This window comes from Allosphingosinicella sp. (assembly GCF_035626655.1).
Lineage (GTDB): Bacteria > Pseudomonadota > Alphaproteobacteria > Sphingomonadales > Sphingomonadaceae > Allosphingosinicella.
Window position 1 is genome coordinate 117,364 of sequence record NZ_DASPNF010000005.1, and the last position, 14,391, is coordinate 131,754.

Consider the following 14,391-nt stretch of genomic DNA (forward strand, 5'->3'; position numbering starts at 1 on the left):
CTTCGGGGCCGCCCTTTTCTTTGGGGGATCAGATACCCTGCCGATATGGGAATAGCGGCACCGAGCGACCCGTTCCTATGAACAGCCGCTTTGTCACGGCATTAATCCGCAGATTGCCGATCCATAGGTCTTCACGCTCGTCCAGAAGTGCCTGGCAGATTATCAGGAGTCGTTCGATCTCCCCCGCGTCTCGACGGGGAAAGGCTTCGTCATAACGGTCTACGAGGTCCCGCCGCTGGGCCGCGATATCCGCGAAAGCCTCTCGCACCTCTCCCACGAACTCCGCCTGGTGGTGGGTGGCTTCCAGGCAATCAGCGACGACAGCCATGAACGGATAGATCACTGCAGCGTCTCCAGTCACCCGCCCGGCTGGTCGCTCTCCAGCCTGACATCCGGTGCCGCCTCGGCCTGGCCCGGGAAGCGCAGGTTCATGTTGCCGCGCCACCAGCCGTGCAGCGCCTCGACCGGGCGGTTGAGGCCTGCCCTGGCGGTGAGGTCGTACCAGCGCTCGCTGACCACGACGATCTTCGCGCTGGTGTCGTCGGGCACCAGCTCATACGCCCAGCCGCGCAACGCGTGGGCGTTGAAGACGAGGAGGAACAAGGTGGCGACCACCATCACGGTGGTCGTCCATTTGAGGCCGTCATGGGGCAACGGTACCGCCGGCTCGGGCAGGTCGACCGGCGAGGAGGTGTGGGTCAGGCCGAGCGCGTCCGGCAGCGGCTCCTGCTCGACCGGGAATTTCTCGATCTCCTCGGTCGCCGTTTCGATCCGCTCCGGGTCGCTTCCCTTTTTCTTTCTCGCCATCTGCCGCGCCTCAGAACTGATAATAGATGAAGGGCGCGACGCCCTCGGGGCGCATCGCGTCGACGACGAGGATGAACAGGCCGATGCCGAGGCCGACCCAGAGCGCGTTCACCGTGCGGATCTTCATCGCCACGCGCTGCATCGTATAGGGCGGCGCATAGTGGAAGGTCATGCCGACCAGGATCATCGCCAGCAGCATCGGCGTGACCAGCGCCGCGGTGCCGCCCGCGGTGAAGATGCCTGCGATGAAGGCGAGCGCGGAATCGAAGCTCTGCGCGCGGAAGAAGATCCAGCCGAGAAGGACGATGTGGAACGTGATGAGGATGCCGAGCCAGTTCGGGATCGGCTTCCATCCTTTCGGCCGGAATTCGCGCCAAAGGCGCTCGACTGCCAGCACCGAGCCGTGCAGCGCGCCCCAGATGACGAAGTTCCAGCTCGCCCCGTGCCACAGGCCGCCGAGCAGCATCGTGCCCATCAGGGCGAGGCAGAGCCGGACCAGGCCGTGGCGCGAGCCGCCCAGCGAAATGTAGAGATAGTCGCGCAGCCAGCTCGACAGGCTGATATGCCAGCGCCGCCAGAAATCCTGCAGCGAGACGGCGCGGTAGGGCTGGTTGAAATTGTGCGGGAAGCGGTAGCCGAGCAGGGCGGCGAGGCCGACCGCCATGTCGGTATAGGCGGAGAAGTCGCAGTAGATCTGCACCGCATAGCCATAGGCGCCGGCGATCAGGTCGGGGCTCGACTGCGCGGAAGGATCGAAGAAGGTCTGGTCGACCAGGCCGGTGGCGAGCTCGGAGGCGATTATGGCCTTCTTGAACAGGCCCCAGACGATGAGGGCGAGGCCCATGGCGGCCATGCCCCTTGTGAGCTCGGGCACCTTCTTGAACTGGGGAATGAGGTGCGAGGCGCGGACGATCGGGCCGGCGACGAGGTGCGGGAAGAAGCTCATCAGGAGGACCATGTCGAGCAGGGACGCCGGCTCGGTCTTCCGCCGGTAGATGTCGATGACGTAGCTCATCCCCTGGAAGGTGAAGAAGGAGATGCCGACGGGGAGCACGACCTGCATGATGTAGAGGTCGCGTTCCCATCCCAGGCTGTGCAGCAGATGCTCCACCTGCTCCATGAAGAAGCCGTAATATTTGAAGAAGCCGAGAATGGTCAGGTTGATGGCGATGCCGATGGCGAGCCAGACCTTCCTGAGCTTCGGCCGGTCCTCGGCCGCGACGATCAGCCGCGCCGCGCCCCAGTTCAGGATGCCCGACGCCATGAGCAGGGCGACGAACCGCGTGTCCCAGGCGCCGTAGAAATACCAGGAAGCGACGAGCAGGACGATCTTGCGCCACTCGTTCGACGCCTTCAGCGACCAAGTCAGCCCGTAGACGAACAGGAAGAACAGGCCGAAGGTGAGCGTCGGAAACAGCATCTAGGGCCGCCTCCGGTCCGCCGGCTGCAAAGCGGGCGGCAAGGCGCGGACGCCCTGGGCCGCGCGGTCGATGTCGGCAGCCAGCAAGGCGCCGATCCGGTCGCCCCCGGCCCGGCTGAAATGGACATGGTCGCCGCGCATCTGCGTGGTCAGCACCCACTGAAAGGAGGCGCAGCGGCCGCCCATCGCTGCCGCCCAGTTCCAGAAGCCGAGGCGAAGCTCGCGGGCGATGCGGATCTGCCGGTCGCGGACAATGGAGAGCAGGCGCGGCTCGTACCAGCCCTCGCCGCAATTCACGCCGCCGGAAATGGCGCCGTTGCGCGTGCCGGCGTCGGGCGCGCCGAGCAGGAGGATCGGCACGTTCGGTCCGGCGAGGCGGCGGATGCGGGCGACCTGGCTGCGGATCGAGGCCTCGAAGCCGTCGCCCGAGCCGGCGGGCGAGAAGCCCTCGTTGGTGCCGAAGGCGAGCACGATCAGATCGGGCCGGTAGACGCCGAACTCGGCGCGCAGCACGGCATCGTCGGTGCGTCCGAAATGGCTGAGCTGCGCGCCGACCACGCCCAGGTTGGAGAGGACGACGCCGCCGCGCCTGCGGAAGGTGCCGAACGAGGTGATCGAGACGATCCCCTCATCCTCGGTGGTGACCGAGGCCGAGCCCACCGGATGTTGGCTGTCCACGGCGCGGCAGGCGGGCTGGGTCTGCGGTGCGTCGAGGCTCCAGCGATGCTCCTCGCCGCCCAGGCGCAGGATGAAGGTGCCGCCGCCCGGCTGGGCGATCGCGCACAGGATGACGCGGTCGAAATTCTGGTCCGGGGAATCGGCGGTGATTCCGATGGTCTCGCCGGCGGTGCGCGCCGTCTGGGTGAAGCCGGAGATGCCGAGCGGCTGCCCGCCATCGCGCCAGCCCCGGCCGAAGGTCGCGTTCACGCTCCAGCCCGGGGTCTGCGAGGCGGTGACGCCCCAGGTCAGATAGCCCTGATAGGGCCGGCCGGCGGCGAGCACCCCCCTGCCCCCGTTGCCGTGCGCGGCCTGGATGCGGCTGCGCCAGCCCTGGGTGATATTGTCGCCGGCGGTGTGGCTGTCGCCGATCTGGATGATGTGCAGCGGCGTGCCGGAATTGGGCCGCGCCGCGCGCAACTTGGCGAGGAAGGGCGCGATCGCCTCGCTGTTGCAGAGGTTCTGGAAGCAGGAGGCGGAAGCGGGCGCCTGCATCGCCGCGAACGCCGCGGCCGCGCCGAGAAGGCCCAGCATCAGCGCGCGGACCTGGCTTCGCGGGCCTTGCCTGCGGGCGCCTCCCGGCCATCGTTTTCGCGCGGGCGCGGCCGCTCGCGCGGGCGCTCCTCGCGCGCCGGCTCCCGCCGTTCCGTCCGGCGCCCGGTCTGGCGCTCCGGAGCGGGGGCAGGCCGGCTGTCCGCCGTACGGGCGGCGGGCGCCGCCGGGCCGCCGGCAGCGGCGACCGAGCGGCGGATCCGGTCGGTCAGCGGCCGCATCACCAGGATATAGCCCGGGATGGTCATGTGGACGCCGTCATTGGTCCTGGCGTTGAACCGCTCGCGGGTCCGCGGATCGGTGAGGTAAGGCGCGAACTGGCCGTCGGCGCCGGTGCTCAAGGTCGCCGTCTCGATATAGGGCACGCCGAGCGCCTGCATGCGCGAGGTGAAGAAGGCGTTCATCGCGCGGATGTCGGTGTCGAACTGCGCCTCGCGCATCTTCGGCAGGCCGACCCAATAGACCTGGATGCCGCGCTCGCGCATCAGGGTGATGATCGCGGTCACCCTTTCGGTCACGATCCGCTGCCAGCCCTCGCTCATGAACTGGTGGCCGCGGCCGTCCAGATAGATGCCCTGGGTGTCGTTGGCGCCGTAGGAGATGATCGCGATGTCGACCGGGTTGCGGTCCAGCTTGGCGCGGGCATCGTCGAGCAGGTTGAGGCTGCGATAGCGGGTGAAGCCGGTCGACCGCTCCGAGAATTGGCGGACCTCGTAGCGATCGTCGCCGCGCAGGATGTTGTAGACGCCGGCCCAGACGCCGTCGCCGAAGCTGTCGCCGAACACGCCGATGCGGATCGTGCGGCCCTCGCGCACGGCCTCGGCGAGGCGGGGGGCGAGCCCGTCGGCGACGTTGGCGGCCAAGGTCTGCGCAGCGGGCGAGGCGGCGATCGCGGTTGGCGGCGGCAGCACCGGCTTGGCCTGGGCCTCGCCGCCCGGCACCCGGTCGCCGCCGGTAAAGAAGGAGATGCCGACGACCGCGCCGACGACGATGCCGATGAACAGCACCGCGGTCCGGTCCAACGCAAACATGAATTTATTCACGGGTATCAGGCCCTCATCCGCTCCGGACGGCGCCGGACCCTGGCCGCGTCAGGCTGAATCCAGCCTGAAACGTGACTCACGGTCCCAGCCAGGAATAGAATCTGATCCACGCCTTGCAGCGGAAGCGCGCCCCTGCTTCCGCCCCAGTGATCAGGCTCTACGGCCGGGTTCCCGAAACCCGTTCCCGCCGCCCGCCTGATCTATGTGCGAAAGCCGGAATCGATGCAAGCGCCGCGCTCGGCGACCCGTGCAGATTTCCCTTGGGAGCGAAGGCGGTTACGCACTCGGCGCGCGCCGTCCGGCCGGCGCGGACGAAGCCTGGCGCGCATTGAGCCGCGCCGCCTCCGCGCGCAGGGCCGCGACGCGCCGCTTCAGATAGCGGGACAGCCCCTGGGTCAGGATCGTATAGCCGTTCATCGTCATGTGGATGCCGTCGCCGCTGCGCGCCTGCATCATCCGGCCGGTGCGGGGGTTGGGCAGGCGCTCGACATAATGGCCCTCGGTGTCGCTGGTCGCGGCCACGGTGTCGATGAACGGCACCGCCAGCGCGTGCATGCGCTCGGCGAAGAAGCCGCTGAGCGCGCGCGCTTTCTCCTCGTAGCTCGCCGACCGCATCCTCGGCAGCCCGATCCAGTAGACCTGGACGCCCCGCTCGCGCAGCAGGTTGACGATCGCGTCGACGCGGGCGCCGATCACCCGGCGCCATTCGTCGCTCATGTAGCGGACCGGCCGGCCGTCGACCGAAATGCCCTGGGTATCGTTGGCGCCGAAGGAGATGATCGCGACGTCCAGCGGCTGCCGGTCGAGCTTGGCGCGGATGTCCTCGAGCAGGTTGAGGTGGCCGTAGCTGGTAAAGCCCGTCGAGGGTCGGGCGAGGCGGTGCAGCTGGATGTCGTGCTCGCGCCGCAATTGCTGGTCGAGCGCCCACCAGATGCCATCGCCGAAGCTGTCGCCGAATATGCCGACATGGACCTGGCGGCCCGAAAGCGCCGCGTCCGACAGATTGGGCGCCACGCCGGCAAGCCGCGCCGGTGCCTGCGGCGTGGCGTCGGGAAGCGTGGTGCGCGCCTCGATCGGATTGGAGCGGCCGAAGACGAGGATCAGGGCGAGCGCCGCCGCCGCGATGGCCAAAGCGACCATCGTGAAGCGGTCCCGCAATGGCGCCAGCAGCTTCGGCACCTGTCCCCACTCGCCCGCCGGACGCGCGCCATCGCACGCCGAATCGAGCGTTTCCCGCGACGAGTAGAGTTTATTTCGGCGAAAAAGACAATCGCCGGCCGCGGGCCCGGGTGCGGCCCCGCACCGGAGACCGGGCTAAAGCTCAGCCGACAATTTCGTCAGGCGTGAAGAAGAAGTCGATTTCGATCTTCGCATTTTCCTGGCTGTCCGAGCCGTGCACGCTGTTCGCCTCGATCGATTCCGCATGGACCTTGCGGATCGTGCCTTCCTCGGCATTGGCCGGATTGGTCGCGCCCATGATCTCGCGGTTGCGGGCGACGGCGTTGTCGCCCTCAAGCACCTGAACGACCACCGGGCCCGAGGTCATGAACGCGACCAGGTCGTTGAAGAAGGGCCGCTCGCGGTGCACGCCGTAGAAACCTTCGGCCTGCTCCCTGGTCATGCGGATGCGCTTCGAGGCGACGACGCGCAGGCCGCCCTCCTCCAGCATCTTGGTGACTGCGCCGGTCAGGTTGCGCCGGGTGGCGTCCGGCTTGATGATCGAAAAGGTACGCTCGGCCATGCCCGCTGAAGCTCCGTGTCTAGGGGGATTGGTTTGGCCGGTCCCCTAGACGCGGAGCATGACAGAGGCAAGACCGCGTCTCAGCCGCCGGCCGGGCGGAAGGTCAGCTGGTGCGGGATGTAGAGGAAGACCTCGGTGATGCCGGCGCGGCGCCATTCCACCGGCCGGTCGAGGCCGCGCGCCTCGACGCCCTGGTTCGGGCCGAAGCGGGCGGCGATGGCGCGGGCCTCGGTCGCGATCTGGTCGAGCAGCTGGTTGCGATACTGGTCGGGGGCCACGATCGACAGCGTGAGCGGACCGGCCGCGCGCATCTCGGCCCGGCCCGCCGCCGGCACCGAGCGCACGAACTGCTCGAGCCGGGTGATCGCTGCATTGGCCTCCTCAGCGCTGGCGCCCAGCCGGGTCTTGATGAAGAAGACGACCCGCTCGCTGTCCGGCCGGCCGTCGCCGATGAAGCTCAATGTCCGGTAATTCTCGTTGGTGAGCGGCACGACGAAGAAGTCGCCGACGGCGAGCTCGATGCCCGAGCGGCCGGCAAGGCTGAGCGCGCTGCGCACCATGGTGAGGATTTCCTCGCGGCGCTGGTCGCGCTCGCGCGTGTCGCCCGAAATGACGACCGGCAGCAGCGCGAAGTCGGCGCGCCGGCGCAGGCCCACCGAGGGCAGGCCGCTGGCATCCTCCCCCGTCTCGACCGCCCGGTTCGTCCTGGGATCGATATAGGTCTGGCGCGCGCGGCTCCCGGTGACGACGACCTCGCCGGCGTTGAGATCCTGCGCGAGGGCCGGCGACGGCAGTGCGACGGCAAGCAGCAAGGCGATACGGAATGCAGTCTTCATGATACCCTCCCACTCGATTGTGGGTGCGTGATCGGGTCGCCGCCCTGAATGCCGATTGAACGCTAGCCCTCGTGATTGTCGGCGATGTAGCGGTCCAGCACGGCGACGCCGAAGCCGGTCGCGCCCTTGTCGTAGAGGCTGCCCGCCTTGTCCGACCAGGCCATGCCGGCAATGTCGAGATGGGCCCATTTGACGCCCTCCTCGATGAAGCGCTCGAGGAAGCAGGCGGCGGTGATCGAGCCGCCTTCGCGCGAGGCGCTGTTCTTCATGTCGGCGATCGGCGAGTCCATGATCTTGTTATAGGCCTCGCCCATCGGCAGGCGCCAAAGCTTGTCGCCGGTGGCGCGGCCCGCGGCGGCGAGCCCCTCGGCCAGACCGTCGTCGTTCGAGAACATGCCGCCATATTCGTGGCCGAGCGCGATCACCATCGCACCGGTCAGGGTGGCGAGGTCGATCACCACTTCGGGCCTGGCCTCGCGCTGCACCCAGGTCAGGGCGTCGGCGAGGACGAGCCGGCCTTCGGCGTCGGTGTTGATCACCTCGATCGTCTGGCCGGAAAGCGAGGTGACGATGTCGCCGGGCCGCTGGGCATTGCCGTCGGGCATATTCTCGACGAGCCCGCAGACGCCGATCACGTTGACCCTGGCCTTGCGCGTGGCGAGCGCCTTCATGGCACCCGCGACGGCGCCGGCGCCGCCCATGTCCCACTTCATCGCTTCCATGCCGAGCGCGGGCTTGATCGAGATGCCGCCCGTGTCGAAGGTGACCCCCTTGCCGACCAGAGCGACGGCCTTCGCGCCCGCCTTGCCGCCGTTCCAGCGCATGACGAGCAGCCGGGGCGGGCGCACCGAGCCCTGCGCGACGCCGAGCAGGGCGCCCATGCCGAGCTTCGCCATCTGCTTCTCGTCCAGCACCTCGATTGCGACGCCGCTGCCCTCGAGCGCGGCCGTGACCCGCTCGACGAAGCTCTCGGGATAGATGATGTTGGCCGGCTCGGTGACCAGGCTGCGGGTCAGGTCGAGACCCTGGAGGAGGGCGTCGAGCCTTTTAAATTCCTGGGCCGCGCCCTTGTCGGCGCCGACGATGACGATTTCCTCCAGCGTCGGTTGCTGCTTGCGGGGCAGCTTCGTGCGGTAGCGGTCGTAACGCCAGGAGCGGGCCGCCGCGCCGAAGGCGAGCCGCGCCGCATCCTTGGCGCCGAGGCCGAGGCCCGAAAGGTCGACGACCAGCCTGGTCTCGCCCGAGACGAGCAGCCGGCCGGTCAGCGCCCCGCCGGCGCGCTCGAAGCCGCCATCGGCGTCGGCCTGCGTGCCGAGGCCGACGACCAGCAGGCGGCGCACCGCCTCGCCCTCTGCGATGAAGGTTTCGGCGATCCCGCCGAGCTCGCGCTCGAAGCGCTGCGCCTCGGCCGCCTGGACGGCAAGGCCGGCGGACGGGCCGAGCGCGGCGAGCCGCGCCTCCAGGGAATCGTCGCCGCGGACCGGAATGGCGAGCGCGAAGGCGCCCTCAGGGCGCCCCGCTGCGAAGGAAATCTTGATCAACCTGGGCTCTCCTGAAGCGGCGGATCGCCGCGCATAAACCTGCGCCATTGCAGGGAGCGGCTTCCGGTGCAATAGGCTGGCGCCTGTCGTCCGGATCGGGATCGGGCCAAGATCATGATCTTGGCGCGTGAATCCCGGTCCTGCGAAGGGTCCATGAGCGGGATTTGTGAACAAGCTTAAACTGATCTGCCGGACCGCGCTGCCGCTGCTGCTGAGCATGCCCTGTGCGGCGCTGGCGCAGGATGATCCCCCGCCTGCCGAGCCGGGTCCGGCGCCCGTTCCGTCGCCCCCGCCGGCCGATACCACGACCGCCAACCCGGAGGGCGCGCCGGTCGAGGTCCAGTTCAGCTCCGATCAGCTCGTCTACGACGACCGCGCCGACGTGGTGACCGCGTCCGGCGAGGTGCGGATGACGCGCGAGGGCTACAACCTCCGCGCCAACAGCGTCACCTGGAACCGGCGCACCGGCGAGGTCAGGGCCGAGGGCAGCGTCCGCATCGTCAGCCCGGGAGGCGACGTCGCCTACGGCGATTCCGTCCAGCTCGAGGACACCCTGCGCGACGGCGTGATCGAGAACATGCTGATCGTGCTCGCCGACGGCGGCCGGCTGGCGGCGATCCGCGCCGAACGGCGCAACGGCGTCACCACCCTCTATCGCGCCGCCTATACGGCCTGCGCCGTGGTCGATGCGGATGGCTGCCCGAAGGACCCGACCTGGCAGATCAACGCGGTCCGCGTCGTTCACGATCCGGTCCGCCACCGCATCTCCTACCAGGGCGCGACCCTGAACCTGTTCGGGACGCCGATCCTCGGCCTGCCCGGCCTCTCCCATCCGGACGGCAGCCAGGGCGGCGGCAGCGGCGTGCTGGTGCCCGAGATCCGCTACAGCCGCCGCAACGGGCTGGAGCTGTCCGCCCCTTATTACATCCGCTTCGCGCCCAATCGCGACGCGACGATCACGCCGCACGTCTATACGGGCGTGCTGCCGATGGTGGAGGCCGAATATCGCCAGCTGACCTCGAACAGCGCCTTCTACGCGCACGGCTATTTCACCTACGGCTCGCGCATCGCGCTGGATCCGCTGGCGCCGCCCGATGCAAGCGGCAACGAAGGCATCCGCGCCTATATCGAGGGCGGCGGCCGGATCATCCTCAACCCGCAATGGACGATCACCGGCTTCGGCCGCTACACGACCGACCGCACCTTCATGCGGCGCTACGACATTTCGCGCGATGACCGGCTGCGCAGCTTCGTCAATGCCGAGCGCATCACCGAGGACAGCTACATCTCCATCGCCGGCTGGGCGTTCGAGGGGCTCAGGCTGACCGACGTCGAGGGCATGCAGCCCTTCGTCCTTCCGGCTGTCGACGCGCGCTGGCGGATTGCCGACCCGATCCTGGGCGGCCGGATCGAGCTGCAGGCGAACAGCCTCGCCATCCTGCGCACCGAAGGCCAGGATTCGCAGCGCGCCTTCGCCAGCGCCCGCTGGGACCGGCGCTTCATCACCCCGCTCGGCCAGGAAGTGGTGCTGACCGCCTATGCGCGGGGCGATCTCTATCATGCCAATGACACCCTGCTGACCCAGACGGTGAGCTATCGCGGCAATGAAGGCTGGAGCGGGCGGTTCATCGGTGCGATCGCGGCGGACGTGAAATGGCCGTTCGTCGGCACCTTCCTGGGCGGCACGCAGCGCTTCACGCCGCGCATCCAGGTCGTCGCCTCGCCGCCGACCGAGAATCTCGACATTCCGAACGAGGATGCCCGCTCGGTCGACCTCGAGGATTCGAACCTGTTCGCGCTGAACCGCTTCCCCGGCTACGACCGCTGGGAGGACGGCGTGCGCATCACCTACGGCGCCGACTGGGCGCTGGATCTGCCGCGCATCTCGATCCGCTCGACGATCGGCCAGTCCTACCGCCTGTCCAACCAGCAATCGATCCTGCCGCCGGGCACGGGCCTGTCCGACCGCTTCTCCGACATTGTCGGGCGGACCAACGTCCGCATCGGCCGCATGGTGAACCTCACCCACCGCTTCCGGATCGACAAGGACAGCCTCGCCCTTCGGCGCAACGAAATCGACGCCACGGTCGGCGGGCGGCGCACCTATGCGACGATCGGCTATCTCCGGCTCGACCGGAACATCGACCCCTCGATCGAGGATCTGCGCGACCGCGAGGAAATCCGTTTTGGCGGCCGGGTCAGCTTCGCCCGCTACTGGTCGATCTTCGGCTCCGCGGTCATCGACCTGACCAGCCGGCAGGAGGATCCGCTCTCGGTCGCCGACGGCTTCACCCCGATCCGCCACCGGCTCGGCATCCTCTACGACGACGACTGTATCGAGCTTGGCGTCACCTGGCGCCGGGATTATGAGGACAGCGGCGACGCCAGGCGCGGCAACTCTTTCCTCATCCGGGTAGCGCTTCGGAATTTGGGGCGCTAAGGAAGGCGCGACAGGGGCTGGGGACGACCGCTAAGCTGCGGTTCAGCAAGGACGATGCAGGTGATGTGCCTGCTTTCACTGGAGGAATGATGAAGTTCGGTAGCTTCGCAAGGGCGGCGATTCTGTTGATCGCGCCAGTCGCATCGGCAGTGGCGGCGCAGGGCGGCGGTCAGCCGACCGCAGGCAATCTCAACATTCCGAGCAACGTGCAGTTCGTCGGCCAGACGCAGGAAGGCGTCCGCAAGGCGACGGCGATCGTCAACGGCGACGTGATCACGGGCAGCGACGTCGACCAGCGCACCAATTTGCTGATCGTCACCAACCAGTTCCAGATTCCGCCGGCGGAGATGGAGCGCTTCCGCGCCCAGGTGCTGCGCAACCTGATCGATGAATCGCTGCAGATCCAGGCGGCCCAGCAGCAGGACATGGCGGTGACCGACCAGGAGGTCGAACAATATTTCGCGCGTTTCGCCGGCAATGCCCGGCGGTCGCCGGCGGACTTCCGCGAATATCTGCGCTCGATCGGCGCGTCCGAGCGGACGCTGAAGCGGCAGATCCGCGGCGAGCTCAGCTGGCAGCGGGTCCAGCGGCGCAACATCGATCCCTTCGTCACCGTCGGCGAGGACGAGGTCCAGGCCGTGATGCGGCGCCTCGAGGAAAGGCGCGGCACGCCCGAATATCGGGTCGCTGAAATCTATATTTCCTCGACGCCCGAGACAGCGGCCGAGGCGCAGGCCAACGCCACGAGGCTCGTCCAGCAGATCCGCCAGGGCGCCCCCTTTCAGGTCATGGCCCGCCAATTCTCCGAGGCGAGCACGGCCGCGGTCGGCGGCGATCTCGGCTGGATCCAGCCCGACCAGCTGCCTGCCGAGCTTTCCGGCCTGGTGACGCAGATGCCGGTCGGCGCGGTCAGCGACGCCATCCCCATTCCCGGCGGCTATTCGATCATCCTTCTGGTCGACACGCGCCGCATCCTGACCACCGATCCGCGCGACGCGACGATGAGCCTGATGCAGATGTCGATCAACATCCCGGCCGGCTCGACCCCCGCCCAGGCCGAGGCGCGGGGCCAGGAACTGGGCCAGGCGGCGCAGCGCATGGCCGGCTGCGGCAATGCGCAGGCGACGGCGCAGCGGATCGGCGCGGAGCTGATCTCCAACGACCAGGTCCGGGTCCGCGAGCTGCCGCCGCAGCTCCAGCAGATGCTGCTGGGCCTCAATGTCGGTCAGGCGACCCAGGCTTTCGGTTCGGTGGAGCGGGTCAGCGTGCTCGTCCTGTGCGGCCGCGAAGACCCGCCCGAGGCGGTCGCCCCGAGCGCCGACCAGATCTACAGCCAGATGAACGACCAGCGGATCGCCCGCCGCGCGCAGCGCTATTTGCGCGATCTGCGGCGCGATGCGGTGATCGACTATCGCTGACCAGCCGAGAGTCCCCCTCGCCGTCTCGCTCGGCGACCCGGCGGGGATCGGGCCTGAGGTCATCGCGAAAACCTGGGAGCGGCGCCGGGAGGAAGAGGTGCCGCCCTTTCTCGCCGTCGGCAGCGTCTCGGCCGTACGTGCGGTCTGGGACGGCCCGATCGTCGAGGTCGAGGACCCGCACGAAGCGGTGGGCGCCTATGACGAGGGCTTGCCGATCCTCCGGGTCAAGTCCGATACCATCGTGGTGCCGGGCCAGCCCGATCTCGAAGGGGCGCGCAACTCGCTCGATTCGCTGGAATTCGCGGTCGGCCTGACCCGTTCCGGCGCCGCCTGCGGCCTCGTCACCGGCCCGGTCTCCAAGGCCCAGCTCTACGCGATCGGCTTCGTCCATCCGGGCCAGACCGAATTCGTCGCCGAACGCTGCGGCGTCGCCACCGATTCCGTCGCGATGATGCTGGCCGGACCGACGCTGAAGGTGATCCCGGTGACCACGCACATCCCGCTGCGCACCGTGGCGGGCCAGCTCAGCATCGAGCGGATCGTGCTCAAGGCGCGGGTCGCGATCAAGGGCCTGCAGCGCCAGTTCGGGCTGGACAATCCCCGCCTCGCCGTGGCCGGCCTCAATCCTCATGCCGGCGAGAACGGCACGCTGGGCCGCGAGGAGGTGGATACGGTCGTGCCGGCGGTCGAGCGGCTCCGCGAGGAGGGCTACAAGGTCAGCGGCCCCCACCCGCCCGACATCATGTTCCACGAGCGCCGCCGCCGTAATTACGACGCCGCGCTCTGCATGTATCACGACCAGGCTTTGATCCCGCTGAAAACGCTGCATTTCGACGAGGGGATCAACTGCACCCTGGGCCTGCCGATCGTGCGCACCTCGCCGGATCACGGCACCGCCTTTGACATTGCCGGCAAGAATCTCGCCGATCCCGGGGCGATGATCTCCGCCATCCGCACTGCCGGAGACTGCGCGCGCCGGCTCGCCGAGGCGTGAGCTCACTCGCGGGGCTGCCGCCCCTGCGCGAGGTGATCGCGCGGCACGGGCTCAGCGCCTCTAAGGCGCTGGGCCAGAATTTCCTGCTCGACGAGCAATTGCTCGACCGGATCGCGCGCGTGCCCGGGCCGCTGGACGGCGCGCTGGTCTATGAGGTCGGCCCGGGCCCGGGCGGGCTCACCCGGGCGCTGCTGCGCGCCGGCGCGCGGGTGACGGCCGTGGAGCGCGACCGGCGCTGCCTGGCGCCACTGGCCGAGCTTTCCGAGGCGTCCGGCGGACGGCTCGACGTGATCGAGGGCGACGCGCTCGAGGTCGAGCCGCCGGCTGGCGCGCATATCGTCGCCAACCTGCCCTATAATGTGGGCACCGCGCTCTTGGTGCGCTGGCTCGGCGGCGAGCCCTGGCCGCCGGCGTGGCGCTCACTGACCCTGATGTTCCAGCAGGAGGTTGCCGAGCGCATCGTCGCGAAGCCCGGTGGCGATGCCTATGGCCGCCTCTCGGTGCTCGCCCAGTGGCGCAGCGAGGCGAGGCTGGCGATGAAGGTCCACCGCTCCGCCTTCGTGCCGCCGCCCAAGGTGATGTCGGCGGTCGTGCACATCACGCCGGGCACGCAGCCGGAGGGCGTCAGCGCCGCGACCCTGGAACGCCTCACCGCCGCCGCCTTTGGCCAGCGCCGCAAGATGCTCCGCCGCTCGCTCGCGGGTGTGCCGGGCGCGGTCGAGGCGCTGGAAAATCTCGGCATCGACCCCGAACGGCGCGCGGAAACGCTGGCGGTTGCGGACTTCGTCACCGTGGCCCGGCTACTTTAGCAGTCATCGCAACCAACACCGTTCGGGCTGAGCTCGTCGAAGCCCTGCTCTTCACTTCCGAACAGAAAGGCAG

At 68.7% G+C, this 14,391-nt stretch carries 13 protein-coding genes; 4 read left to right on the top strand and 9 right to left on the bottom strand.

Annotated features, from left to right (window positions below; all coding sequences use genetic code 11):
• Window positions 1–28: 28 nt before the first annotated feature.
• The 9 genes from VEC11_RS03380 to VEC11_RS03420 form a co-directional block, all read right to left on the bottom strand.
• Window positions 29–343: a hypothetical protein gene (locus tag VEC11_RS03380; RefSeq protein ID WP_464129088.1), complete on the bottom strand. Its 315-nt coding sequence runs from the start codon at window positions 341–343 to the stop codon at window positions 29–31.
• 14 nt (window positions 344–357) lie between these two features.
• Window positions 358–807 carry a hypothetical protein gene (locus VEC11_RS03385; protein ID WP_464129089.1) on the bottom strand — a complete coding sequence of 150 codons (450 nt, stop codon included), beginning with the start codon at window positions 805–807 and terminating at the stop codon, window positions 358–360.
• A 10-nt stretch (window positions 808–817) separates the two neighbouring features.
• Complete coding sequence (locus VEC11_RS03390; RefSeq protein ID WP_464129091.1) at window positions 818–2,227, bottom strand: MBOAT family O-acyltransferase; 1,410 nt, start codon at window positions 2,225–2,227, stop codon at window positions 818–820.
• Window positions 2,228–3,478 (bottom strand): SGNH/GDSL hydrolase family protein, encoded by a 1,251-nt coding sequence (locus VEC11_RS03395; protein WP_464129092.1) that lies wholly within the window; start codon window positions 3,476–3,478, stop codon window positions 2,228–2,230. It lies immediately after the preceding gene.
• On the bottom strand, window positions 3,478–4,527 hold the full coding sequence (locus VEC11_RS03400; RefSeq protein ID WP_464129093.1) for an SGNH/GDSL hydrolase family protein: 1,050 nt from the start codon (window positions 4,525–4,527) through the stop codon (window positions 3,478–3,480). The genes VEC11_RS03395 and VEC11_RS03400 overlap by 1 nt, the downstream gene beginning before the upstream one ends.
• Window positions 4,528–4,815: 288 nt before the next feature.
• Window positions 4,816–5,718, bottom strand: a complete 903-nt coding sequence (locus tag VEC11_RS03405; RefSeq protein WP_464129095.1) for an SGNH/GDSL hydrolase family protein — start codon at window positions 5,716–5,718, stop codon at window positions 4,816–4,818.
• Between the two features lie 142 nt (window positions 5,719–5,860).
• Entirely contained in the window at window positions 5,861–6,280 is a 420-nt protein-coding gene (gene ndk / locus VEC11_RS03410) for a nucleoside-diphosphate kinase (protein ID WP_464129097.1), read from the bottom strand.
• A gap of 80 nt (window positions 6,281–6,360) precedes the next feature.
• On the bottom strand, window positions 6,361–7,116 hold the full coding sequence (locus tag VEC11_RS03415; RefSeq protein ID WP_464129098.1) for a TonB-dependent receptor: 756 nt from the start codon (window positions 7,114–7,116) through the stop codon (window positions 6,361–6,363).
• A 62-nt stretch (window positions 7,117–7,178) separates the two neighbouring features.
• Window positions 7,179–8,654: a leucyl aminopeptidase gene (locus VEC11_RS03420; protein WP_464129689.1), complete on the bottom strand. Its 1,476-nt coding sequence runs from the start codon at window positions 8,652–8,654 to the stop codon at window positions 7,179–7,181.
• A 220-nt stretch (window positions 8,655–8,874) separates the two neighbouring features.
• Between VEC11_RS03420 and VEC11_RS03425 the strand changes: the two genes are divergently transcribed.
• From VEC11_RS03425 to rsmA, 4 genes are all read left to right on the top strand, one after another.
• Window positions 8,875–11,097, top strand: coding sequence for an LPS-assembly protein LptD (locus VEC11_RS03425; protein ID WP_464129691.1), 2,223 nt, complete (start codon window positions 8,875–8,877; stop codon window positions 11,095–11,097).
• A gap of 86 nt (window positions 11,098–11,183) precedes the next feature.
• The gene (locus VEC11_RS03430) at window positions 11,184–12,515 is read left to right on the top strand and encodes a peptidylprolyl isomerase (protein WP_464129099.1); all 1,332 of its coding nucleotides are present in this window, start codon (window positions 11,184–11,186) and stop codon (window positions 12,513–12,515) included.
• Window positions 12,508–13,509, top strand: a complete 1,002-nt coding sequence (pdxA, locus tag VEC11_RS03435) for a 4-hydroxythreonine-4-phosphate dehydrogenase PdxA (protein ID WP_464129692.1) — start codon at window positions 12,508–12,510, stop codon at window positions 13,507–13,509. The genes VEC11_RS03430 and pdxA overlap by 8 nt, the downstream gene beginning before the upstream one ends.
• Complete coding sequence (gene rsmA, locus VEC11_RS03440) at window positions 13,506–14,318, top strand: 16S rRNA (adenine(1518)-N(6)/adenine(1519)-N(6))-dimethyltransferase RsmA (protein WP_464129100.1); 813 nt, start codon at window positions 13,506–13,508, stop codon at window positions 14,316–14,318. Before pdxA ends, rsmA begins: the two co-directional genes overlap by 4 nt.
• The last annotated feature ends 73 nt before the right edge of the window (window positions 14,319–14,391 follow it).